This is a genomic window from Mucilaginibacter aurantiaciroseus (genome assembly GCF_024055595.1).
GTDB lineage: Bacteria > Bacteroidota > Bacteroidia > Sphingobacteriales > Sphingobacteriaceae > Mucilaginibacter > Mucilaginibacter aurantiaciroseus.
In genome coordinates this window covers 568,952-592,845 of record NZ_JAMXOF010000002.1, presented here as the reverse complement: position 1 = coordinate 592,845, position 23,894 = coordinate 568,952, and the positions used below count along the sequence as shown (strand labels likewise).

The 23,894-nt window shown below is 44.3% G+C and carries 23 protein-coding genes; 17 read left to right on the top strand and 6 right to left on the bottom strand.

Features of this window, described 5'->3' with window-relative positions; all coding sequences use genetic code 11:
* Window positions 1–15 precede the first annotated feature (15 nt).
* The 9 genes from ilvN (at window position 16) to ilvA (ending at window position 9,419) form a co-directional block, all read left to right on the top strand.
* A complete protein-coding gene (gene ilvN / locus NAF17_RS10810; protein WP_252758003.1) occupies window positions 16–666 on the top strand; it encodes an acetolactate synthase small subunit in 651 nt (216 codons plus the stop codon).
* Window positions 667–777: 111 nt separating this feature from the next.
* Window positions 778–1,836 (top strand): ketol-acid reductoisomerase, encoded by a 1,059-nt coding sequence (ilvC, locus tag NAF17_RS10805; protein ID WP_252758002.1) that lies wholly within the window; start codon window positions 778–780, stop codon window positions 1,834–1,836.
* A 141-nt stretch (window positions 1,837–1,977) separates the two neighbouring features.
* Window positions 1,978–3,393, top strand: a complete 1,416-nt coding sequence (leuC, locus tag NAF17_RS10800; protein WP_252758001.1) for a 3-isopropylmalate dehydratase large subunit — start codon at window positions 1,978–1,980, stop codon at window positions 3,391–3,393.
* 105 nt (window positions 3,394–3,498) lie between these two features.
* Window positions 3,499–4,089, top strand: coding sequence for a 3-isopropylmalate dehydratase small subunit (gene leuD, locus NAF17_RS10795; protein ID WP_252758000.1), 591 nt, complete (start codon window positions 3,499–3,501; stop codon window positions 4,087–4,089).
* Between the two features lie 58 nt (window positions 4,090–4,147).
* The gene (locus tag NAF17_RS10790) at window positions 4,148–4,936 is read left to right on the top strand and encodes a class I SAM-dependent methyltransferase (RefSeq protein WP_252757999.1); all 789 of its coding nucleotides are present in this window, start codon (window positions 4,148–4,150) and stop codon (window positions 4,934–4,936) included.
* Window positions 4,937–4,942: 6 nt separating this feature from the next.
* Window positions 4,943–6,019 carry a 3-isopropylmalate dehydrogenase gene (gene leuB, locus NAF17_RS10785; RefSeq protein WP_252757998.1) on the top strand — a complete coding sequence of 359 codons (1,077 nt, stop codon included), beginning with the start codon at window positions 4,943–4,945 and terminating at the stop codon, window positions 6,017–6,019.
* Between the two features lie 94 nt (window positions 6,020–6,113).
* The gene (locus NAF17_RS10780; RefSeq protein ID WP_252757997.1) at window positions 6,114–6,872 is read left to right on the top strand and encodes a class I SAM-dependent methyltransferase; all 759 of its coding nucleotides are present in this window, start codon (window positions 6,114–6,116) and stop codon (window positions 6,870–6,872) included.
* A 126-nt stretch (window positions 6,873–6,998) separates the two neighbouring features.
* On the top strand, window positions 6,999–8,165 hold the full coding sequence (locus NAF17_RS10775) for a 2-isopropylmalate synthase (RefSeq protein ID WP_252757996.1): 1,167 nt from the start codon (window positions 6,999–7,001) through the stop codon (window positions 8,163–8,165).
* A 3-nt stretch (window positions 8,166–8,168) separates the two neighbouring features.
* Complete coding sequence (gene ilvA / locus NAF17_RS10770; RefSeq protein WP_252757995.1) at window positions 8,169–9,419, top strand: threonine ammonia-lyase IlvA; 1,251 nt, start codon at window positions 8,169–8,171, stop codon at window positions 9,417–9,419.
* 134 nt (window positions 9,420–9,553) lie between these two features.
* On the opposite strand, the gene crtID is transcribed toward ilvA, so the two are convergent.
* Window positions 9,554–11,041, bottom strand: a complete 1,488-nt coding sequence (crtID, locus tag NAF17_RS10765; RefSeq protein WP_252757994.1) for a bifunctional phytoene desaturase/3,4-desaturase — start codon at window positions 11,039–11,041, stop codon at window positions 9,554–9,556.
* A 187-nt stretch (window positions 11,042–11,228) separates the two neighbouring features.
* Here crtID and NAF17_RS10760 point away from each other — a divergent pair, with 187 nt between their 5' ends.
* From NAF17_RS10760 to NAF17_RS10745, 4 genes are read left to right on the top strand one after another with little or no spacing between them, the layout of a single operon-like run.
* A complete protein-coding gene (locus NAF17_RS10760) occupies window positions 11,229–12,062 on the top strand; it encodes a phytoene/squalene synthase family protein (protein WP_252757993.1) in 834 nt (277 codons plus the stop codon).
* A 27-nt stretch (window positions 12,063–12,089) separates the two neighbouring features.
* The gene (locus NAF17_RS10755; RefSeq protein WP_252757992.1) at window positions 12,090–12,659 is read left to right on the top strand and encodes a hypothetical protein; all 570 of its coding nucleotides are present in this window, start codon (window positions 12,090–12,092) and stop codon (window positions 12,657–12,659) included.
* Window positions 12,660–13,343 carry a lycopene cyclase domain-containing protein gene (locus tag NAF17_RS10750; RefSeq protein WP_252757991.1) on the top strand — a complete coding sequence of 228 codons (684 nt, stop codon included), beginning with the start codon at window positions 12,660–12,662 and terminating at the stop codon, window positions 13,341–13,343.
* Window positions 13,343–13,579: a cytochrome b5 domain-containing protein gene (locus NAF17_RS10745; RefSeq protein WP_252757990.1), complete on the top strand. Its 237-nt coding sequence runs from the start codon at window positions 13,343–13,345 to the stop codon at window positions 13,577–13,579. Before NAF17_RS10750 ends, NAF17_RS10745 begins: the two co-directional genes overlap by 1 nt.
* Window positions 13,580–13,767: 188 nt before the next feature.
* Here the strand turns inward: NAF17_RS10745 and NAF17_RS10740 are convergent, their stop codons facing one another.
* Both NAF17_RS10740 and murB read right to left on the bottom strand, forming a co-directional pair.
* Window positions 13,768–14,304: an RNA polymerase sigma factor gene (locus NAF17_RS10740; RefSeq protein ID WP_252757989.1), complete on the bottom strand. Its 537-nt coding sequence runs from the start codon at window positions 14,302–14,304 to the stop codon at window positions 13,768–13,770.
* Window positions 14,305–14,572: 268 nt separating this feature from the next.
* Window positions 14,573–15,595 (bottom strand): UDP-N-acetylmuramate dehydrogenase, encoded by a 1,023-nt coding sequence (murB, locus tag NAF17_RS10735; protein ID WP_252757988.1) that lies wholly within the window; start codon window positions 15,593–15,595, stop codon window positions 14,573–14,575.
* Between the two features lie 118 nt (window positions 15,596–15,713).
* Between murB and NAF17_RS10730 the strand changes: the two genes are divergently transcribed.
* Window positions 15,714–16,682 (top strand): SRPBCC family protein, encoded by a 969-nt coding sequence (locus NAF17_RS10730; RefSeq protein ID WP_252757987.1) that lies wholly within the window; start codon window positions 15,714–15,716, stop codon window positions 16,680–16,682.
* A gap of 15 nt (window positions 16,683–16,697) precedes the next feature.
* Here NAF17_RS10730 and NAF17_RS10725 read toward each other — a convergent pair whose 3' ends face one another.
* Entirely contained in the window at window positions 16,698–17,138 is a 441-nt protein-coding gene (locus tag NAF17_RS10725; protein ID WP_370341021.1) for a sterol desaturase family protein, read from the bottom strand.
* Between the two features lie 73 nt (window positions 17,139–17,211).
* Complete coding sequence (gene lpdA / locus NAF17_RS10720) at window positions 17,212–18,615, bottom strand: dihydrolipoyl dehydrogenase (RefSeq protein ID WP_252757985.1); 1,404 nt, start codon at window positions 18,613–18,615, stop codon at window positions 17,212–17,214.
* A gap of 217 nt (window positions 18,616–18,832) precedes the next feature.
* Here lpdA and NAF17_RS10715 point away from each other — a divergent pair, with 217 nt between their 5' ends.
* The 3 genes from NAF17_RS10715 to NAF17_RS10705 all read left to right on the top strand — a co-directional run bounded on the left by NAF17_RS10715 (window position 18,833) and on the right by NAF17_RS10705 (window position 23,370).
* Window positions 18,833–20,698 (top strand): CocE/NonD family hydrolase, encoded by a 1,866-nt coding sequence (locus tag NAF17_RS10715; protein WP_252757984.1) that lies wholly within the window; start codon window positions 18,833–18,835, stop codon window positions 20,696–20,698.
* Window positions 20,699–20,832: 134 nt separating this feature from the next.
* Window positions 20,833–22,482, top strand: a complete 1,650-nt coding sequence (locus NAF17_RS10710) for a M1 family metallopeptidase (RefSeq protein ID WP_252757983.1) — start codon at window positions 20,833–20,835, stop codon at window positions 22,480–22,482.
* Window positions 22,483–22,671: 189 nt separating this feature from the next.
* A complete protein-coding gene (locus tag NAF17_RS10705; RefSeq protein WP_252757982.1) occupies window positions 22,672–23,370 on the top strand; it encodes a head GIN domain-containing protein in 699 nt (232 codons plus the stop codon).
* Between the two features lie 105 nt (window positions 23,371–23,475).
* On the opposite strand, the gene trxA is transcribed toward NAF17_RS10705, so the two are convergent.
* Window positions 23,476–23,796 (bottom strand): thioredoxin, encoded by a 321-nt coding sequence (trxA, locus tag NAF17_RS10700; protein ID WP_252757981.1) that lies wholly within the window; start codon window positions 23,794–23,796, stop codon window positions 23,476–23,478.
* Window positions 23,797–23,894 lie beyond the last annotated feature (98 nt).

Genomic DNA, 23,894 nt, shown 5'->3' with positions numbered 1-23,894 from the left:
TAAAAAAAACAAAAAATGGAAAACAAAACAAATGGCGCTACAAAAGTCTCCCCTGCCGGGGGAGATCTAGAGGGGCCTGAAAAGCAGGAATTTAACATAACGGTTTACACGGAAAACCAGATAGGTTTACTAAACCGTATTGCCATCATATTCACGCGTCGTAAGATCAATATCGATAGTTTAAACACCTCTCCTTCCGAGATCGAGAGCATCCACCGTTTTAACATCGTGATAACCGAATCTGAGGAAGTGGTGCGCAAGCTTACCCGCCAGATTGAAAAACAGGTGGAAGTGCTTAAAGTATATTTCCATACCAATGCCGATGTAATCTGGCAGGAACTGGCTCTATACAAAGTATCTACCGATGTTATTGCCGAAAAGGTAAGCGTTGAGCGTTTACTGCGCGAGAACGGCGCCCGAGTGGTGGTATTGCGTAAAGACTATACGGTATTTGAAACAACCGGCCATCGCGAAGAAACCGATAACCTGATCAGCATCCTTCAGCCTTACGGATTAATTGAATTTGTACGCAGCGCACGCGTAGCCATAATCAAAAACAGCGAAGGCTTTAACAGCAAGCTCCGCGAATTTGAAAGGCTTGAACCGGGCGAAGACGTTATCGAGAACGAATATCTGAACAAGGGGCAAAAAGTGTTCACGATGTAATTGCGGAGAAGCAAGAAATAAAGAATCAAGACAGAACAATTATAAATCACAATAAAAAATAATCGGTGTAAACAATCAAAAGCATCGGTGTAATCACAAAAAGTAAAAACAATGGCAAAACTAAATTTCGGCGGTAGTGAAGAAAATGTAGTAACCCGCGAAGAGTTCCCTTTAGCAAAAGCTCAGGACGTATTAAAAGACGAAGTTGTAGCAGTAATTGGCTATGGCGTTCAAGGTCCGGGCCAGGCGCTCAACCAAAAAGACAATGGCATTAACGTAATTGTTGGCCAGCGTAAAGGCACAAAAACATGGGATAAAGCTGTGAACGACGGCTTTGTACCTGGCGAAACCCTTTTTGAAATTGAAGAAGCCCTTAAAAGAGGAACCGTTATTTGCTATTTATTGAGCGATGCTGCACAGATAGCTTTATGGCCAACCGTTAAAAAACACTTAACCCCGGGTAAAGCGCTTTACTTCTCTCACGGTTTTGGTATCACTTTTAACGAGCAAACCGGCATCATCCCTCCTGCTGATGTGGATGTATTTTTGGTTGCTCCTAAAGGTTCAGGTACATCATTACGCCGTATGTTTTTGCAGGGCCGTGGCTTAAATTCAAGCTACGCTATTTTCCAGGATGCTACAGGCAAAGCTTTTGAGCGTGTTATTGCTTTAGGCATTGCGGTAGGTAGCGGTTACCTGTTCGAAACAGATTTCCGTAAAGAAGTTTACAGCGATTTAACCGGCGAACGTGGTACGCTAATGGGTTGTATCCAAGGTATTTTTGCCGCGCAGTACGAAGTTTTACGTGCTAACGGCCACTCACCTTCAGAGTCGTTTAACGAAACTGTTGAAGAGCTTACCCAATCGTTAATGCCATTAGTTGCAGAGAACGGTATGGACTGGATGTATGCGAATTGTTCAACCACCGCACAACGTGGTGCTTTAGACTGGTGGAAGAAATTCCGTGATGCCACTAAACCGGTGTTCGAAGACCTGTACAAAAGCGTTGCAACCGGTGTTGAATCACAAAAATCAATCGACAGCAATAGTAAAGATGATTACCGTGAAAAATTAGACGCGGAATTGAAAGAATTACGTGATAGCGAATTATGGCAGGCAGGCAAAACTGTACGCAGTTTACGCCCCGAGAACCAGGCTGTAGAAGCATAATTTTCTTTAGTAGCAAGTATTTAGTATCAAATATCAAGATTTATTGATGGCAGATATTAAGTACTTGCTACTTAATAATAAATATGAGTTTTAAGTAGCAGAGTTTTACTTGATACTTGACACTAACTACTTGATACTAAAATGGGACAAACATTATTCGACAAGATTTGGGATGCACACGTCGTCAGTAGCAACGAGGGCTTTCCCGATATTTTATACATCGATACGCACTTCATTCACGAGGTAACCAGCCCGCAGGCTTTTGATGGTTTGCGCTTAAGAGGGTTACCGGTTTTCAGGCCACAACAAACCGTTGCCACGGCCGATCACAACGTCCCTACCTGGGACCAGCACTTACCCATTAAAGAAGAACTTTCCCGATACCAGGTTGATATGCTCACCAAAAACTGCGCGGAGTTCGGCATCGAGCTTTACGGTTTAGGGCATCCATTCCAGGGTATCGTTCACGTTATAGGCCCCGAGCTGGGCATCACCCGTCCGGGTAGCACCTATGTTTGCGGCGACAGTCATACTTCAACACACGGCGCCTTTGGTGCCATAGCGTTTGGCATAGGCACTTCGCAGGTAGAACAAGTAATGGCTACCCAATGTTTACTGCAATCTCGCCCAAAAAGGATGAAAATTGAAGTGAACGGCAAATTGCAAAAAGGTGTTGGCGCAAAAGATATCATCCTGTACATCATCGCGCAGATATCTGCCGCCGGCGGTACAGGTTACGCTGTTGAATACGCAGGCGACACCATCCGCAGTTTAAGCATGGAAGGCCGCATGACCATCTGTAACATGAGCATCGAAATGGGTGCGCGTTGCGGATTGATAGCGCCCGACGAAACTACTATTAATTACGTTAAAGGCCGCGAATTTGCCCCCAAAGGCGAAGAGTGGGACAAGGCAGTAGCTTACTGGCAAACCCTGTACTCTGATGAAGATGCAGATTTTGACAGCGTACTAAGCTTTAAAGCCGAAGATATAGAACCGATGATCACCTATGGAACAAACCCCGGTATGGGCATTGGCGTTACACAGCACGTTCCCGAAACCGCTTCATTTGAGCAAAAGGAACAAGGCTCATACAAAAAAGCCCTTAACTATATGGGCCTGCATGACGATCAGCAACTATTAGGCAAACCTATCGATTACGTATTTATTGGCAGCTGTACCAACAGCCGTATTGAAGACTTACGCGAAGTTGCACAGTTTGTGAAAGGCAAACACAAGGCAGATAACGTTATCGTTTGGGTAGTACCCGGTTCAAAACAAGTACAGGAACAAGCCATCCGCGAAGGTCTGGATAAGATCTTCGACGCGGCAGGTTTCCCGCTACGCGAACCGGGTTGCAGCGCCTGTTTAGGTATGAATGAGGATAAGATCCCGGCAGGTAAATACTGTGTATCTACTTCAAACAGGAACTTCGAGGGCAGGCAAGGGCCAAACTCACGTACTTTCCTGGCAAGCCCACTTACCGCGGCGGCAAGTGCAATTACGGGAGTGGTTACAGATATTAGGGAGTTTTTGAAAGAAGAGGAATTGGTTTAATTACCATGTTATTGCTAGGAATGTAGTGACACGGCAATAGCAGCATATCCGATTGTCCTCTGAGATTGCCACGCTATCGCTCGCAATAACATAAAAGAAAATACAATGAGTACCAAAATATTTAAACATATCCAAACCAGCGTGGTGCCTCTGCCAATCGAGAATATCGATACGGACCAGATCATTCCCGCTCGTTTTTTAAAGGCCACTACCCGCGAGGGCTTTGGCAATAACCTGTTCCGCGACTGGCGTTTTGATAACGACGGCAACCCGAAAGAAGATTTCGTTTTGAACGAGCCAAAATACAGCGGCAAGATCCTGGTAGCAGGTAAAAACTTTGGTTGCGGTAGCAGCCGCGAGCATGCCGCCTGGGCCATTGCCGATTATGGCTTTGATGCTGTGGTAAGCAGTTTCTTCGCTGATATTTTTAAAGGCAACGCGCTAAACAATGGCTTGTTGCCGGTACAAGTGAGCGACGATTTCCTGAAGAGGATTTTTGAAGTTGTTGATGCCGATCCGCATACCGTAATTGAAATTGACCTGGTAGACCAGTTCATTAAAATAGTAGCAACAGGTGAGCAAGAAAGCTTTGAGGTTAACCCTTACAAAAAAGCCTGCATGACCAATGGCTATGATGATATCGACTACATTCTGAGCAAAAAGGAATTGGTTGTAGAGTTTGAAGGAAGAGGGTAAAAGCTTAAAGGCAAAAAGTAAAGGTTGCAAATGCCAATAACTATTGAACCAATGAACTATGAACAAAGAGATAAAACGGGAAGGCAAAGGTACTGCGAAGTTATTTGACGAGCGTAGTCTTGAAGCCGATTATGCCACGTTACCGCCCCTGCTTAAGCAAGGCTTGCGTGTGCTGGATATCGGTTGCGGAACCGGGGCTATTTCTAAGGGCATTGCTCAAATGGTTGGTTCTGCAGGGCACGTAACGGGGATTGATAACACAGCATACTTTATCGAAAGCGGTAAAGAAACTTATGCTGATGTAGAGAACCTGGAGTTACTAAATGCCGACTTGTTCACGTTTGAGCCAAAAGAAAAGTTCGACCTGATAGTATCCGCAAGGGTACTGCAATGGCTGAACAATCCGCAGGAAGCTGTTGTAAAATTAAAAAGCATGCTAAAGCCTGGTGGCATATTATCCGTATTGGATTATAACCACGAAGCTTTGGAATGGCAGCCCGAACCGCCCGCAAGTATGCGCCAGTTTTACGCTACCTTTTTAAGATGGCGCGGCGATGCAGGTATGAATAACCACGTTGCCCAAGACCTGCCCGGTTACTTTACCGAAGCCGGTTTAAGCAGCGTTGAGGTTTTGGATGCAAATGAATATTACAAAAAAGACGAGCCAAATTTCCTGTCGAAGATTGGGATCTGGTCGTCGGTAGCAAAATCCACCCAGATGGTTGAGGAAGGTTACATAACAGATGATGACCGCTTGAAGGCCATCGAAGATTATAACAAATGGATTGAAAGCGACGCGCAACTGATGGTGATGAAACTAAAAGAAGTGCGCGGGACTAACGTATAAATAACAATGGGAGTTAAAAAACACATATTAGTAATACCTGGTGATGGTATTGGCCCTGAGGTTACCACTTGGGGTAAAGCCGTATTAGAAAAAATTGGTTCCGATTTTGGCCACGAGTTCACCTTCGACGAAGCCCTGATGGGCCACGCCGGTATCGAGGCAACAGGCGAGCCATTGCCCGATGAAACACTTGCAAAAGCAAAAGACAGTGACGCCATTTTATTTGGCGCAATCGGCCACATCAAATATGATAATGACCCATCGGCCAAAGTTAGGCCTGAGCAGGGATTATTGAAGATCCGCAAGGAATTGGGCTTGTATGCCAACCTTCGCCCCATTATGCTTTTTGATGAGCTGCTGGATGCATCAAGCTTAAAACCCGAGATCCTGAAGGGAACGGATATACTGTTCTTTCGTGAATTGACCGGTGATGTTTATTTCGGTGAGAAGAAACGCAGCGAAGACCGCAATACCGCGTCAGACCTGATGATCTATCATCGTTACGAAGTAGAACGCATCGCTAAAAAAGCATTTGAGGCTGCCCGTGTGCGTGGCAAAAGGTTATGCTCTGTAGATAAGGCTAACGTGTTGGAGTCATCACGCCTGTGGCGCGAGGTAGTACAGGAGATTGCCAAACAATACCCTGATGTAGAAACTGAGCATATGTTTATTGATAATGCTGCCATGCAGCTTGTTAAAAACCCTAAAAAGTTTGATGTGGTATTAACCGCTAACCTTTTTGGTGATATCCTAACCGATGAGGCTTCGCAAATAGCAGGTTCTATGGGGATGCTGGCATCAGCTTCAATTGGTGATGGTACAGGTTTCTTCGAGCCTATCCACGGTTCGGCACATGATATTGCCGGGCAGGACAAAGCCAACCCGCTGGCTTCTATCCTATCGGTAGCCTTAATGTTAGAGATCAGCTTCGGCCTAAAAGATGAAGCCAAAAAGATAACAGATGCCATCAACAAAACTTTGAAAGACGGTTACCGCACCGGCGACATAGCTGATGCCAACACCGACAAAAGCAAAATATTAGGCACAAAAGCCATGGGGCAAAAGGTATTGGAATACTTGTAGGGTTTCACCCAAGCCCTCCCCGGTAGGGAGGGCTTAATAAAAAAACAAAATAAAAAGTATCCCTTACCGGGGGAGATTTAAAGGTGGTTACACAATGAAATGGAACGCTGAATTATATGACGATAAACATTCCTTCGTATTTCAATACGGCGAGAATGTGCTGGAATTACTTAACGCCAAACCGGGAGAACATATTCTCGATTTGGGGTGCGGCACAGGCTATTTAACCAGCGAGATCCAGAAACTGGGTGCAGTGGCAACAGGCATAGATACCTCGCCGGAAATGATAGCAAAAGCACGTGCCACCTATCTTAACGCCGATTTTTTTGTTGCCGATGGTGCTGACTTTGATTTCGATGATAAGTTTGACGCCGTGTTTTCTAACGCCGCACTGCACTGGATAAAAAATGCGGATGGTGCTATCAAATCGGTTTACAATGCACTAAAATCCGGTGGCCGCTTTGTTGCCGAAATGGGTGGCAAAGGCAACGTACAGCAAATGGTTGCAGCAACCACTCTGGCACTAAACAAGCACGGTTACCAGGTGCCGCAAAACGGTAACCCATGGTATTTTCCGTCAACCGCAGAATATGCAACAAAGCTTGAAGCAGCAGGCTTTAGAGTAACATTTACGGCACACTTCGACCGTAAAACACAACTACAGGATGGGCAGCAAGGGGTAGCAAAATGGCTAACCATGTTTGGTTCATCATTTTTTGCAGAAGTGCCAGAAGACAAATTACCACAAATACTAAACGAAATTACCGACGAACTTGAACCCCATTACAACGATAACGGGCAATGGTACTCGGATTATAAGAGATTAAGGTTTACAGCTGTAAAAGAGATATGAGTATAAAAATGTGAGAAATGTGATTTCACATCATCAGACCAAATCAAAATAAAAAAAATAAAAGAATATAACCCGATGGCAGGTAAGAGGCTCAAATCTCAAATCTAACATCCCAATTTAAAGAATATGTTACACGATCCTAACCGCGTTTATGTTTTTGATACCACACTTCGCGATGGCGAGCAGGTACCGGGCTGCCAGTTAACAACCCCTGAAAAGATCGATATAGCCCGCGAGCTGGAAGTACTGGGCGTGGATGTTATAGAAGCAGGTTTCCCGGTTTCAAGTCCGGGCGATTTCATGAGCGTTGTCGAGATCTCCAAGGCCGTTAAAGAGCCTGTTGTTTGCGCGCTTACCCGTGCTAATAAAACCGATATTGACGTAGCGGTAGAATCATTAAAGTACGCCAAGCGCCCAAGGATCCATACAGGTATCGGCGCATCAGATCAGCATATAAAACATAAATTTAACAGCACCCGCGAAGAGATTTTAGCGCGTGCTGTCGAAGCTGTTAAATACGCTAAAAAATCTGTTGAGGATATTGAGTTCTACGCAGAAGACGCCGGCCGTGCCGATTCTGCTTTTTTAGCGCAGATGATCGAAGCCGTTATTGCTGCCGGTGCTACTGTGGTGAACATCCCGGATACTAATGGCTACTGTTTGCCAGACCAGTACGGTGCCAAGATCAAATATCTAAAGGAGCACGTTAAAAATATCGACCAGGCCATTATCTCGGTGCATTGCCATAATGACCTTGGTTTGGCTACCGCCAACTCTATCGCCGGCTTACAGAACGGTGCCCGCCAAATAGAAGGCACCATCAACGGTATTGGCGAACGCGCGGGTAATACCTCTATCGAAGAAGTGGTGATGATATTGAAAACGCATGCAATTCTCGGCTTACACAGCAACATCAACAGCAAAAACTTTTTTGAAATGAGCCGCATGATCAGCAGCCAGATGCGTATGCCGGTACAACCAAACAAGGCTATTGTGGGCAGCAATGCTTTCGCGCATAGCTCGGGCATCCACCAGGATGGTTTCCTGAAAAACCGCGAGAACTATGAAATTATTCGTCCGGAAGATGTTGGTTTCCCAAGTGCAAGCATTGTGCTGACTGCCCGGAGCGGTCGCCATGCGCTTAAATTCCATTTGGAGAGATTGGGCCACAAATTGGATAAAGATGAACTGTACGAGGTTTACAAAACTTTTTTAACGCTTGCTGATGCTAAGCTGGATATAAATGATGACGACTTGCAAGGCCTTGTGGCTTACAAGTTGGTAAAGAACTAAGTGATGGATACAGCAACAGAAATGCATTTAGATTTTGAAGCGGCCTACCAGCGCCTCAAAGGCGTGGTAAAACATACTCCGTTGGAGTATAACGAGGGGCTGTCGGCAAAATACGAATGCAAAATATATTTAAAACGCGAAGACCTGCAGATAGTACGCTCCTACAAATTACGCGGGGCCTACAACCTGATAGCACAACTAAGCCAGGAACAATTAGATAAAGGCGTGGTTTGCGCCAGCGCGGGTAACCATGCGCAAGGTGTAGCATACTCCTGCAAAAAAAAGGGCGTTAAAGGCATTATTTACATGCCCGAGATCACCCCGAAACAAAAAGTTAAACAGACAGAAATGTTTGGCAATGGTAATGTGAAACTGGTTTTAACGGGTGATACCTTTGACGATTGCCTGCGCGAAGCTTTGATTTACACCAAAGAGCATGACGTGGAGTTTATTCCCCCGTTTGATGATTACCGCACCATTGAAGGTCAGGGAACTGTGGGTGTTGAGATCTTACAAGATCTGCCCCAATTCGATGTTGCTATTATGCCAATTGGTGGCGGCGGACTTGCAGCTGGTATGGGTACTTACCTAAGGCAACAGCTTCCTAATATTACCCTTATTGGTGTTGAGCCGGAAGGCGCAGCATCGATGCTTACGTCGATAACAAATGGCGAAAACACTGCACTAACGAACATTGACCGTTTTGTGGATGGTGCCGCCGTAAAACGTGTTGGCGATAAAACTTTCGCTATTTGCCGTGAGATATTGGACGATATGCTTACCGTTCCGGAAGGAAAGGTTTGTACTACAATACTTAAATTATACAACGAGGATGCCATTGTGGTTGAGCCGGCAGGCGCACTTTCAGTTACTGCGCTAGACGCTGTAAAAGAAAAGATCAAAGGCAAAACGGTAGTTTGTGTGATAAGCGGTGGCAATAACGATATTGACCGCATGCAGGAGATCAAGGAGAAATCGCTGCTATATGAGGGCTTAAAGCATTACTTCATCGTCCGTTTCCCACAACGCCCGGGCGCACTTAAGCTGTTCGTAAATAATGTGCTTGCCCCCAGCGACGATATTACCCGTTTCGAATTCATCAAGAAAAACTCTAAAGAGAACGGCCCTGCCCTGGTAGGTATCGAACTAAAAAATGCCGAGGATTACCCGGCCCTTTTAGAGCGTATGGCCGAGCATCGTTTTGAAGTAATAGAGTTGAACAGAGATAAAACTTTGTTTGAGTATTTGGTGTAGATTAATTAAAGAATATTGCCTGTAACCCCCATGCGTTATTACGAGGCACGAAGCAATCTGTTTGAGCAAATCAATTATGCAAAGTGTATAATTGTACACAAGAGATTGCTTCGTACCTCGCAGTGACGGAATGTTCATTTTTTTCCCTCCAACACCTTCATCGCCTCCAACGCCGCTATTTGCCCTGATATCAACGCCGGCGGAACGCCCGGACCGGGAACGGTTAGTTGGCCGGTAAACAAAAGATTTTTAATGTGCTTTGCCCGCATGCCTGGTTTAAAAAACGCGGTTTGGGCAAGGGTATTAGCCAAGCCATAGGCATTGCCTTTAAAGGAATGGTAATCGGCTTTAAAATCTTTAAGTGCATAACTTCGTTTTACAACAATGCTATCCCGGATGCTTTGGCCGGTGATATCTTCGAACCGTTCTATCATCACATCAAAATATTTTTCACGGGTGGCATCATCATCATCCAGTCCGGGTGCTATCGGCATCAAAAAGAAAAGGTTCTCCCCTCCCTCGGGTGCCGCATCCGGGTCGGTTTTGGAGGTACAGCATACATAAAACAGCGGTTTGCTTGGCCATTGCGGATCTTTATAGATCTCTTTGGCATGCAATTCAAAATCCTCATCAAAAAACAAGCTATGGTGTTGGATGCCCTCTACCTTTTTGTTAGTACCGATGTAGAACAACAGGCTCGAAGGCGACATCGTGCGCTTATCCCAATATTTTTCGGAATAGTTTCTGTCCGGAGCGTCTAAAACATGCTGATCAATATGTTCATAATCGGCACCGGCAATTACAAAGTCTGCTGTGTAGCTTCCATTGTTGGTTTGGATGGTTTTTGCCTGTCCATCCGCAACGTCAATTTTGGTTACCTCGGTATTTAGTTTAATATCAACCCCGTAGCTTTCGGCAACGTTTACCATCGCTTTAACAATTTCGTTCATGCCACCCATGGGGTACCACGTACCAAGGGCAAGGTCGGCATGGTTCATCATGCTGTACATGGCGGGGGTGTCTTGCGGGGTAGCTCCTAAAAACAGCACCGGGAACTCCAGCAGCTTTATCAGCTTGGGGTTTTTGAAATACTGGCGCACATGGCTGCTCATGTTGGTGAGTAACTGCATGCTAAAGCTTTTACGGATAAGGTTAAAATCGATGAACTCCGTAATGGAATGTGAGGGACGAAATACATACTCGCCCATGCCTACTTTATATTTATAAGCGGCTTGTTCTAAAAACTTGCGCAGGCCTGCACTGCTGCCTGGTTCAATTTCATCAAACAATTTTTCCAGTTCGCCCATATTGGCGGGTATATCCAGCACATCATCCTTACCATAATAAACACGGTAACCCGGGTCAAGGCGTTTCAGGTCGTAAAAATCTGTCGGCTTTTTACCGAAGATGGCGAAGAAATTCTCGAAAACATCGGGCATCCAATACCAGCTTGGGCCCATGTCAAACTTAAAACCGTCCTTCTCCCAAATGCGCGCGCGGCCGCCAGGCTGGTCATTCTTTTCTAAAACGGTGACCCTGTAACCCTCTTTTGCCAGCACACAGGCCGAAGCCAGCCCGGCAAAACCTGCCCCGATCACGATAATTTGCTTATTCTTATCCATCAGCAGCCAAATTAAGCAAAAAAGCTTCACCCTGCCCTGCTTCAAGGTAGCTGGAGTGAAATTTTTTAAAGTCGTCTACTTTGTACAGAACTATGCATTATTTAATTATAATTATGGTATTTATGAATGCTGCGCAAATTAGGTGAGGGTTTGAAACAATACAGGTTTGATTTTGTACTTTTGGGTGATGAACCTTTTCGACGAAACATGCTTTGAATGCAGCAAGCTGATAACCACCAAATACAGTACTTCTTTTAGTACCGGCATCAATGCGTTCGACAAACGTTTTAGATACCCCGTTTATGCCATTTATGGCTTTGTGCGCTACGCGGATGAGATAGTTGATACTTTTTACGACCACGACCAACGCCAGTTGATTGACGAATTTAAGGAAGAAACTTTTAAAGCTATTGACCGCGGCATCAGTACAAACCCGGTGCTGCAATCTTTTCAGCAAGTTGTTAACAAATACAATATTGAAAAAGAACTGATAGATGCTTTCCTTACCTCCATGAAAATGGACCTGGATAAAACGGCTTATGATGATGAGGGTTACAAAACTTATATCTATGGCTCTGCAGAAGTAGTGGGGCTAATGTGCCTGCGCATTTTTTGCGAAAACGATGCTGCGCTTTACAATCAGTTGGTATCAAAAGCGCGTAGCCTGGGTTCCGCATTTCAGAAAATAAACTTTTTGAGGGATATCAAGTCAGACTATGAGGAACGTGGCCGCACTTATTTCCCCGAGGTAGATTTCACCAACTTTACCGAGGCGGATAAACAACTCATTGAAACCGACATCAAACAAGATTTTGATGATGCGTTGGAAGGGATAAAGTTATTACCAAGCGGCGGCAGGCTGGGCGTTTACGTAGCTTATATTTACTACCTGCAGCTGTTTAAAAAAATAAAGGCTACTACAGCCCTAACTATTATGCAAAAAAGGATCAGGGTTTCTGATACGCAAAAGCTAAGCCTGTACTTAAAGGCAAAGCTGCATCAAAAACTCAATATAATTTAATACAGCCCGTACCGTTATAAAATACTGATGCTTGTAAGATTTAGATACCTGTTATTACCTGCCTTGCTGCTGTTATTTGCACCACTAAACCGGGGCAATGCCAGCGCTATGCCCGATGATATTGTTGAGCCCAACCTCCATGTTATACGTAAGCTATTGTTAACTGCCATCAACAGCAGTAAAACAACAGATTCGCTTTACCGCAACCTCGGGTCGATTAAAAATCGCACAGGCCTTATAACCGGCTATTTGGGCACACTGGAAGCTTTAAAAGCTAAGCATGCCTGGAACCCCTATTACAAGGTGAAGTACCTCAACGACGCCGAAAAGTCCTTTAAAGGCGCCGTAACCCGCGACCCGGCAAATATAGAGATCCGCTTTATGCGATTTTCGGTTGAGCATAATGTTCCGGGCTTTTTAGGCTACACCAAAAACCTGGTTGCCGACCGTACCGAGATCATCAAACAGATAGACCGCAAGCATTATTCATCGGCAGATGCGGCTTTGGTAAAAACCATCATTGCTTTTTTAATAGATTCTAAACGCTGCTCTCCTGCAGAAAACAACAACCTTTCACAGCATTTAGCCGCCTTATAAGTGAAATACACCTACCTGCTTATCAACATAGCCACTATCTTTTTCCCGGTTGTATTATCGTTTGATAAGCGCGTGGCCTTTGCCAAAAGCTGGAAGTTCATTTGGCCGGGAATGGCTATTACAGGTTTGTTGTTTTTGTTTTGGGATGTGCTGTTTACCATTCACGGCGTATGGTCGTTTAATGATAAATACATAATCGGCCTCAAATTCTTTGGCCTGCCACTTGAGGAGATCCTGTTCTTTTTAACCGTCCCCTTTGCATGTATCTTTATTTATGTTTGCTTAAACCATTATGTTAAATGGCAACTGAGCCGTGATGTATCGCGCAGCATCTCCGGCTTATTGGCGTTAGCGTCGGCATTTATACTGATGGATAATTTTAACAAACTGTATACCGCAGTTACCTTTAGCCTGCTTGCCATTATACTATTGCTTTTATTATTTGTGTTTAAGGCCAATTGGCTGGGTAGGTTTTACATGGCTTTCCTGGTATCGCTTATTCCGTTTTATTTAGTGAACGGGTTACTGACATCTATCCCTGTGGTGCTTTATAACGATAACCAAAACCTTGGCTTCCGTGTGGGGACCATCCCTTTCGAAGATCATTTTTACAGCATGGCCTTGCTGCTGATGAACGTTGGCTTTTTTGAGTATTTTAAGAAAAGTAAAAAGCTTGCTGCATAATGGCCGACCTGCCTTTATATACCAAATTACAACTCGCCCTGCGTAACGGGCAGGATAAACCGCAGATTTGGGTGGCCTACAAAGGCATCATTTATGATGTTACCGAAAGCCGCCTTTGGCGAAATGGCAAACACTACGAGCACTGGGCCGGGCAGGACCTCACCGAAGAGCTCGCTGACGCACCGCATACCGAAACCGTTTTTGAAAAGTTTACGGCTATTGGGAAGTTGGCTTAAAAACTTTTAAATATCCGTCATTGCTGCAAGGGTATGAAGCAATCTCTACATAGGCAGAGCGGCTTTGTATAGCAATGAGATTGCTTCTTACCTTGCAATGACGCGCGGGTGAAAGTTAAAAACTTACCAAAATAAAGAAACCTGCCTAAGGGCAGGTTTCTTTATATATATATTGAGTTTGTTATATTTTAGTTTTCGGCGTAGATTGGTTTTGTAACACCGTTATCGTATGCTTTTAAATTCTTTTTAAGCAGTTTGCGGGCTACGTGGATGCGGGTTTTAACAGTACCGATTGGGATTGTTAAATGATCTGCTATTTCGTGGTATTTATGGCCTTCAAAATACATAGTGAATGGCACGTAGTAATCTGACGGTAAACGGTCTAAAGCGCGTTTAATATCGTCCATTACAAATTTAGCCTCACCTTGATTTTTTGTTGAGCTGAATACCAGGTTCGTAGAAGATATCTCATCGCTTTTTGTAACAAATGTGCTCATTTTAACAAAACGGCGATAGTTGTTAATGAAGGTATTTTTCATGATGGTATATAACCAGCCTTTCAAATTTGTTCCTTCTTTAAACTTGTTATAATAAGTTATAGCTTTCAACATTGTATCCTGAACAAGGTCGTTTGCGTCGTCAGCATCATGTGTAAAATGTAAGGCGTATGACCTTAATGAAGTTGCTTGACGTAATACCAGGGTGTTAAACTCAATCTTTGTCATTCTGTTAATGTTTTGTATAGAGTAGTAGGCAAACATGATACCAGTTTATGAAAAGCGTATGAAATTACAGATGTGCCTGTTTTAGCAGAATAACAGCAAGGAATTTGCTCAAAAAATAGACATTTTAACATAAATAGCTATAAACAAGATATTTATAGCAATTTATCACAGAATTGTCTTATTAGCTTATTATTATCAAATAGTTAAAACAAATAATTTTTTAACTTGCTGTAGATGAGTGGAGTGTAAAATTAAATTATAATTAATTTTATTTTACAATAATATTAACTTCGCGTTGTAGCGTAACGCCAAATTTAGTGTACACACTGTCTATGATTTGCGACGATAGGTTGTATACTTCTTCGCCCGTTGCGCCGCCGTGGTTTACTAAAACCAGCGCCTGGTTCTTCCATGTGCCGGTGTTGCCTATTGTTTTGCCTTTCCAGCCGCACTGTTCAATCAGCCAGCCGGCGGCCAGTTTTACTTGTCCGTATACAGTTGGGTAATTAACAACCTCCGGGAAGTTTTGTTGTAATGTTTCAAATTGCCCTACAGTAATAACCGGGTTTTTAAAGAAACTCCCCGCGTTGCCAATGGTTGATGGATCGGGCAGTTTGGATACCCGGATGTGGGATACTACTTTACATACATCTTCAATTGTTGGGTTGCTGATGCCGCGGTTGGCCAGTTCCTGCTCTATAACCCCATACTTTAAGTTGATGTTTGGCTTAAGCGATAAATGGAACTTTACCCCCACTATAATATACTGCCCGGCAAGTTCTGTTTTAAAAACACTCTCGCGGTAGCCAAATTTACAATCCTCTTTAGTGAAAACACTAAAAGTTCCGGTAGAGATCTCGAACGCGCGGCAGCTTTCAAATACATCTTTCAGTTCTACCCCATAAGCACCAATATTTTGTATGGGCGATGCACCAACCGAACCGGGTATCAGGCTCAGGTTTTCCATACCTGCGTAGTTGCGGTCTACACAGAAGTTAACCAGGTCGTTCCATACCTCGCCCGCACCGGCCTCTACAAATACATCATCGTGACTGATGCGATGTTCTATCCCGCGGATGTTAAGGCGAATAACCAGGCCTTCAAAATTATTCACCAGCAGCATATTGCTGCCGCCGCCAAGCACCAGGCGGTCTATCTGCGCCCATTGTGGGTCGGCAAAAAGTTCAACCAGTTCATCTTCGTGGCTTATCTCGGCGAAATAGCGGGCGTTGGCATCAATACCAAAAGTGTTGAATTTTTTAAGCGATACGTTCTCCTGTATTTGCAGCATGGATAATGATTTTGGAATTGTGGCGAATTTCGGAAATATATTTTAGATGATTAAGCAAATTAAATATGCGTCAGCCGTGTTGTGAATTGATATATTTACATGGTAAACTTGAAATCTATTGAAACAGTTTTTAATTAAATACGCCCCTATATTGCCCGGAGCCTTGTATGGTTTGGTGTTGCGCTTAATATTTAATATCCCATACGGCAATCATTTTAGTTTTACCGATCTTTTTTCGATAACGTTTATTTGGATAGTTCCTTTTATTATGGGCGTTGCACCGTTGATCTTCGCCAAAAAAAGATATCTCGAAAATATAGGTTACACTGCATTTGTGCCGTTACTTAGCATTCTTCTATTCGCCATCATCTGTTTCATAACAAGGATAGAAGATATCATTTGCATAGTCATTATCGCTTTACCGTTTCTACTTTGTGCTATGTTTGGCGGTTTAGCGTTCGGGCGCTTGATCTTAAAATATCGTGAACGCCGAGGTATAGTTTATTCTATATTATTTATCCCGCTTGTTGCTGGGATTGTTGAAGAGCAATTTATAATACCTTCTCAGGCTTTCGAAATAAGAACCGTCAGGATCATTAATGCATCCCCTGATAACATCTGGAAAAACGTAATCCGCGTTAAAGAAATAAAAAATAATGAATACAGCAAGGGCTTTTATAATTATGCAGGTATCCCCAAACCCATATTTGCCGAGCTTGATAAAGACACGATTGGTGCCACACGAATTGGACACTTTGAAGGTGGCTTGCTTTTTAAAGAAACGGTAAGCTACTGGGACAAAAGAAATAAAATCTCATTTAATATTAAGGTAATCCAATCAACCTTACGTAACACCGTTTTTGACCAGCATTTGCTAACAGGCAAACACTTTGAGTTTTTGACAGCGTCTTACGAGCTTAAAAAGATAACCAGCTCACAAACACAATTAACCTTAACATCATCTTATCAACTCGACACACGCATAAATATGTATGCATCTATGTGGGGTAACAGCATGCTGAGCGATTTTCAAGGCAGGTTGCTGGATGTCATTAAAGTTCGGTGTGAAAAGAATCAAACTCCATAGACAGTCTTAACAGAATTACTTCCTAAACCACTTCTTCCCCACCACCAGCAACCCAAACTCTTCCGATGGATTCTTCTTTGTCGATTTATGATGGATCTTGTGTGCCCTGCGAATTGCGGAAAGGTACCAGTTGCTGCTTTTAAAAGCTTTGAAACGGTTATGGATAAACCAATCGTGGAAGATAAAGTAAATAGTACCATAGGTGCTGATACCGGTACCAATCCAGAAGCGGTAATCTAAAGTGGTATGCCCCACCCACATCAGCCATAAAGCCAGCGCGGCAAAACCAATACTGAACAGATCATTCAGCTCGAACCAGCCGTGGCGCTGCTGGTGGTGCGTTTTATGGATAAACCAAAGCGGCCCATGGAATAAATATTTATGCATAGCCCAGGAAAGGGACTCCATTAAAGCAATCGTAAGAATAATAATACCGATGTTGCTAAGGACTTGCATTTAGTTGGCAGTTAAAAGTTTGCATTTGGCCGGGTAGCTTGCAAACTGCCCACTACCAACTGCAAATGGTATCTTAAATATGTATCGCCCTGCTCTCCGTAGCTGCTAAGCAAGCTTCGCGCATGGCTTCGGTGTAGGTTGGGTGGGCGTGGCTGGCGCGGGTTACGTCCTCTGCAGAGGCGCGGAACTCCATGGCAATTACTGCCTCGGCTATCATATCCGCAACACGGGGGCCTATCATGTGTACACCCAGTATCTCGTCGGTAGTAGCATCGGCCAAAACCTTTACAAAACCATCCAGGTCGCCGCTTGCACGGGCACGGCCGCTGGCTTTGAACGGGAACGACCCTACTTTGTATTTTGTACCGGCTTCTTTCAATTGCTCTTCGGTATAACCAACAGCGGCAACCTCAGGCCACGTGTAAACAACACCCGGGATGAGGTTATAATTAATGTGTGGTTTTTGTCCGGCTATCAGTTCGGCAACAAAGGTGCCTTCATCCTCTGCCTTGTGGGCAAGCATGGCGCCTTTAACCACATCGCCAATGGCGTAAACCCCCTTAACGCTGGTTTCCAGGTGCTCGTCAACCGTAATTTTGCGGCCACGCTCTTCAACGGTGATGCCTATTTTATCCAGGCCTAAACCATCAGTATAAGCAACACGGCCGACGGCTACCATACAATAGTCGCCTTTAAGTTCTTGTTTTTCGCCTTTAGGGTTATCAAACGTAACGGTAACCTCTTTGCCTTTGGCAATAGCGCCTGTAACCTTGTGGCCCAGGTAAAACTCCATGCCTATTTTCTTCAACACCTTTTGCAACTCGCGGCCTAAGCCTTTATCCATGGTTGGGATAATTCCATCCATAAATTCAATTACAGATACCTTTGCACCCAAACGCGCGTAAACCGAACCCAGCTCTAAACCAATCACCCCACCACCAATCAATATCAGGTGTTTGGGTATTTCGGTCAACGTTAAAGCCTCGGTAGAGGTAATAATACGTTTCTTATCGATCTTCAGGAAAGGCAGACTTGCCGGTTTAGAACCGGTAGCAATAATCACTTTTTCAGTGGTTAGTTCGGTAGCTTTACCATCGGCAGCGGTAACAATAATGGTGTTTTTATCTTTAAATGAACCTACTCCAACGTGCACTTCAATTTTATTCTTCTTCATCAGGTAAGTGATACCGCTGGTGTTGGCATCAACAACTTCCTGTTTGCGTTTTATCATCTGGCCAAAATCAATACCCAGGTTATCTAATTTAATACCGTGTGCAGTGAAAGTGTGGGCAGCGTTATAGTAATGTTCGGACGAATCAAGCAAAGCCTTTGACGGGATACAACCTACGTTTAAGCAGGTACCGCCAAGGGTGTTATATTTTTCGATAATTGCGGTTTTCATCCCCAGCTGGGCGCAGCGTATTGCCGCCACATAACCACCCGGACCAGAACCTATAACGATTACATCATATTGCATAGTAGTGTATTTTGGTGGCCGAAGTTAAGGAATGTTTGCAGGCTTATAAATAGGTAATTGATTAAAATGTGAGGGGATTGACATAAGCCCCACTCAACCCTCCCGGCAGGGAGGGCTGTGAAGTCTTCCCTGGGGGCTTTGTAACACCTTTATCATTCGTTAGTATATTCCCCATTTACTTACTAAATTAGGCTCATCAATTAATACTGACCCGAACATGAAAAAACTCTCCGCATTAATCTTGTTTATTGCTGCAACCTGCAGCGGCGTGTTTGCCCAAAGCAACTACGTTAAAGAAAATTTTACCAAAAAGGATGTTTACATCACCATGCGCGATGGCGTGAAACTTTTCACCTCCATTTATACGCCAAACGATGCCTCAAAGGATAAAAAATATCCTATTATGATGCAGCGTACCTGTTACAGCATCGCGCCTTACGGCGAAACAAAATATCCCGGACAGGTAGGCCCCTCAAAATACATGATGCAGGAAGGTTACATTTTTGTGTACCAGGATGTGCGCGGCCGCTACAAAAGCGAAGGCACATGGACCAACATGACCCCGGTTATCGACAATAAAAAAAGCAAAACTGATGTTGACGAAGGCTCAGACACTTACGATACCATCGACTGGCTGATTAAAAACTCGGTTGGTAACAACGGCAGGGTTGGGCAATGGGGTATTAGCTATCCGGGCTTTTACACCGCGGCAGGTATCCTGTCAAACCACCCGGCACTAAAGGCATCATCGCCGCAGGCACCAATCTCCGATTTCTTTTTTGACGATTTCCACCATAACGGCGCGTTCATCGAAAGCTACTTTTTCACTTTCCCGGTATTTGGCGTGCAAAAAACAGATACCACTACCAAAGCATGGTACCAAAACACCATGTTTAACCCCGGTACTAAAGATGGCTACCAGTTTTTGCTGGACCTTGGCCCGCTTAAAAATGCCGACAAATATTACAAGGACAACTTTTTTTGGCAGGAAACGGTTAACCACCCAAGCTATGACGAGTTTTGGCAAAAACGTGGTTTGCTGAAACACTTCAACAAAGTAAAACCCGCGGTAATGCTGGTTGGCGGCTGGTTTGATGCCGAGGATCTGACAGGCCCGCTGGCTATTTATAAAACCATCGAAAAGAAAGACCCGAGCGCTTATAACACCATTGTAATGGGCCCGTTTGGGCACGGCAGGTGGTCGCGCGAGACGGGGCACACCATGCACAGCAACGTTTACTTTGGCGATAGTATTGCAACGTTCTATCAAACCAATATCGAGCAAAAATTCTTTAACCACTTCCTGAAAGGCAAGGGCGACAAAAACTCTGGCTTGCCGGAGGCTTATATGTTTAATACCGGTAAAAACGAGTGGCGCAAGTTTGATAAATGGCCGGCTACCGAGGCTACCCACGTTAAGTTTTACCTGAACGCCGATGGCAAACTGGCCGACGCGGCGCCAGGCGCGACAGGAAACACCACCTTTGTAAGCGACCCGATGAAACCGGTACCCTACACCGAGGATAACACCACCACCATGGGCTTTACCCCGTTTAATTACATGAGCGAGGATCAACGTTTTGCAGGCCGCCGTACAGATGTATTGGTTTTCCAGACGGATGTTTTAACGGATGATGTTACCCTGGGCGGCGAAATAATGGCTAACCTTAAAGTTGCTACCACCGGTACCGATGCCGACTGGATAGTGAAACTGGTTGATGTTTACCCTGCCGACGAGCCGAACAACCCGTACATGCCTAACAAGAACATTATTTTGAGCAACTACCAGCAAATGGTGCGTTCGCAAATTATGCCGGCACGTTTCCGCAATGGGTTTGAAAAGGCTGTACCGATGGTAGCCAACCAAAAAACGGATGTGAACTTTCACCTGAATGATGTGTTGCACACCTTTAAAAAAGGCCACCGCATTATGATACAGGTACAAAGCACATCGTTCCCGCTGTATGCGCGTAACCCGCAAAAATTTGTAGAGAACCCGTACAAAGCCGAAGCAAGCGATTACCAAAAAGCAACCCACACCGTATTTAACGATAGCTTTATTGACGTGGAGGTGTTGAAGTAAGAGATTAGAGGTTTCTACACCATGTCATTGCGAGGAACGTAGTGACGCGGCAATCTCAGCATATCCTCTTATCCTATGAGATTGCCACGCTATCGCTCGCAATGACATATTAAAAATTGAAAAATATATAAAAAATGAAATTATGCATTCTTGTTCTTTTAGTCCTAACCGGTTTCACAGCCCACGCCCAGCTCGGCACACATAAAGAAACCTTTACCCGTGCCGATACCTTGCGTGGTATGCTTACACCGCTGCGTACCTGTTACGATATTAACTACTATCACCTGGATGTGAAGTTTGATATCGATAACAAAGCGATTAGCGGCAATGTGCTTTTTAAATACACGGCCACGCAGCATTTTACCAAACTTCAGTTCGATCTGTTTGCTAACCTCAAGATAGAAAAGGTGGTTTATAAAGGTAAAGAAGTGCCCTACACCCGCGAGTTTAACGCGGTATTTGTCACTTTCCCGCAAACGATAAAAAGTGGTAGTAAGGACCAATTTACGGTTTACTACTCGGGCAACCCAACCATTGCCAAAAACGCCCCATGGGATGGCGGTGTGGAGTATAATGTAGATTCGCTTGGGCACAAATGGGTGTCTACTGCCTGCCAGGGCATGGGTGCCAGCGTTTGGTGGCCTACAAAAGACCACCAGGCAGATGAAGTGGATAGCGTGCTCATTAGCATCAGTGTACCAAAAGGATTAAAAGATGTGAGCAACGGCCGACTGCGTAAGGTTACCGATTTAAAGGATGGCTATACCCGTTTCGACTGGTTTGTGGCTAACCCTATCAACAACTATAACATAGAAGCCAACATTGGCGATTATGTGCATTACAGTGATACCTACATAGGCGAAAAAGGCAAACTCACTATGGATTTTTGGCCACTAAGTTACGACCTCGAAAAAGCTAAAAAACACTGGGGCGCAAACGCTAAACCAATGTTAAAAGCCTTTGAACACTGGTTTGGCCCCTACCCTTTTTACGAGGATGGTTATAAATTGGTAGAAACCCACCACCTGGGGATGGAGCACCAGAGCGGTACGGCTTATGGTAACAAATTCCGCAACGGTTACCTTGGCCGCGATATGTCGGGCACCGGCTGGGGTTTGAAATGGGATTACATTGTGGTACACGAGAGTGGGCACGAATGGTTCGCCAATAACATTACCTCAAAAGATATTGCCGATATGTGGATCCACGAAGGCTTTACCACCTACAGCGAATCGCTTTTTGTGGAGGATAACTGGGGCAAGCAGGCCGCGCAGGAATATGTGCATGGCTTACGCACAGGGATCCAAAATGATGGCCCAATCATCGGCCCCTATAATGTAAATAAAGAAGGCTCGGGCGATATGTACCCTAAAGGTGCAAACCTGCTTAACATGATCCGCACGGTAATTAATGATGATGAAAAATGGCGCGGCATCCTGCGTGGGTTAAACAAAACTTTTTACCACCAAACCGTTACTAACGGCCAGATCGTTAACTACATTAACGAGCAAAGCGGTAAAAACCTAACGCCGGTATTTGACCAGTACTTAAAGTATAAGAACCTGCCAACGCTGGAGTTTGCTACCATCAACGATAAACTATACAGCCGCTGGATAGCCGATGTAAACGGTTTTGCTATGCCGGTGCGTGTAAAGGTCAAAGGTGGCGAGTACCAGTATATTACCCCAAAAATGAGGTTTACCCCAATTAATATAGAGGGTGCCACAAAAGATAATATCGAGGTGGATACCTTTAATTATTATATAGGGGTGTTGGTGGATTAATGCTTCCTTTTGTAATGCTAAACGACAGTGAAGCATCTATTCGCCGACTTGTATGTAGCCGGTTGGATCCTTCACTGTCGTTCAGGATGACAAATTTTTTATGTTTTATGTTTTATTTTCAATTTCATGCAACTAACCCAACCAAGGTTGCGTCTAATAACTAAACAAACACTAAAACAACCCCAAAAAATGAGAATATTAAATGCACTTTTAGTAGCTACCGCATTGGTAGTAACAGCAGGCTTAGCAAAAGCAGATACACAAGACCGTCACCTTACCGGCTTTACATCAGTCGCTGTAGCGGGTTCGTACGATGTATTCATCACCCAGGGTTCGTCAGAATCTGTAAAGGTTGATGCCCCGGCGAACATCATTGATAAGATCATCACCGAAGTAAAAGGCGGTGTGTTGGTTATCCACACCAAAGAAGGCAATAACTGGAACTGGGAAAGCGGCAACAAAAAGATGATTGTTTATGTATCTATTAAAGATATCAGCGCGGTTAGCCTTGCAGGCTCCGGCGATGTGGTATTTAAAGATGGCTTAAGGGCAACATCATTAAAGATCAAACTAACCGGCTCTGGCGATATTAGCGGTAAGGTTGATGTGAAGAACTTGGAAAGCAGCATTGCCGGTTCGGGCGATATCACTTTATCAGGCCGTGCAGATAACTCTACCGTTAGCGTAGTGGGTTCTGGTGATTTCACCGGCCAAAATTTGGTGACTACCAACACCCAGGTAAAAGTTGCAGGCAGCGGCGATGCAAGGGTGAACGCGAACGACAAAATTGATGCTTCGGTTGTGGGCTCGGGCGATGTACATTACACCGGTTCTGCCAAAAATATCTCCAGCTCTAAAGCAGGTAGCGGTAGCGTTAGCAGGATGTAATTCCCCGGCGAATAAGAGACGGAAAAAAGTAAGTAAAGGGCGAAAAAAAGCCCACAAAAAAGGCTTCGGGATGTCCCGAAGCCTTTTCATTTATATATGGATTAGTTATGCTAATTGTTTAGCTAACTTTTCTGCAAGTACTGATTTTGGTACAGCGCCAATTTGTTTGTCAACAATTTCGCCGCCTTTAAAGTATAATAAAGCCGGGATGTTACGGATACCGTATTTCATCGATATACCCGGGTTGTTATCTACGTTCACTTTACCTACAACAGCTTTGCCTTCGTATTCTTTAGCAAGTTCTTCAACTACAGGGCCTACCATTCTACACGGGCCACACCACTCTGCCCAAAAATCGATAAGTACCGGTTTATCTGATTTAAGTACAAGTTCGTCAAAGTTTGCATCAGTTATTTCTAAAGCCATGATTTTTATATTTTAATAATTTGATACAAATATATACTATTCAAATAGCTTGCCACAAGTAGGGGCATCACAATGTGACAATTATATTATCAACATCT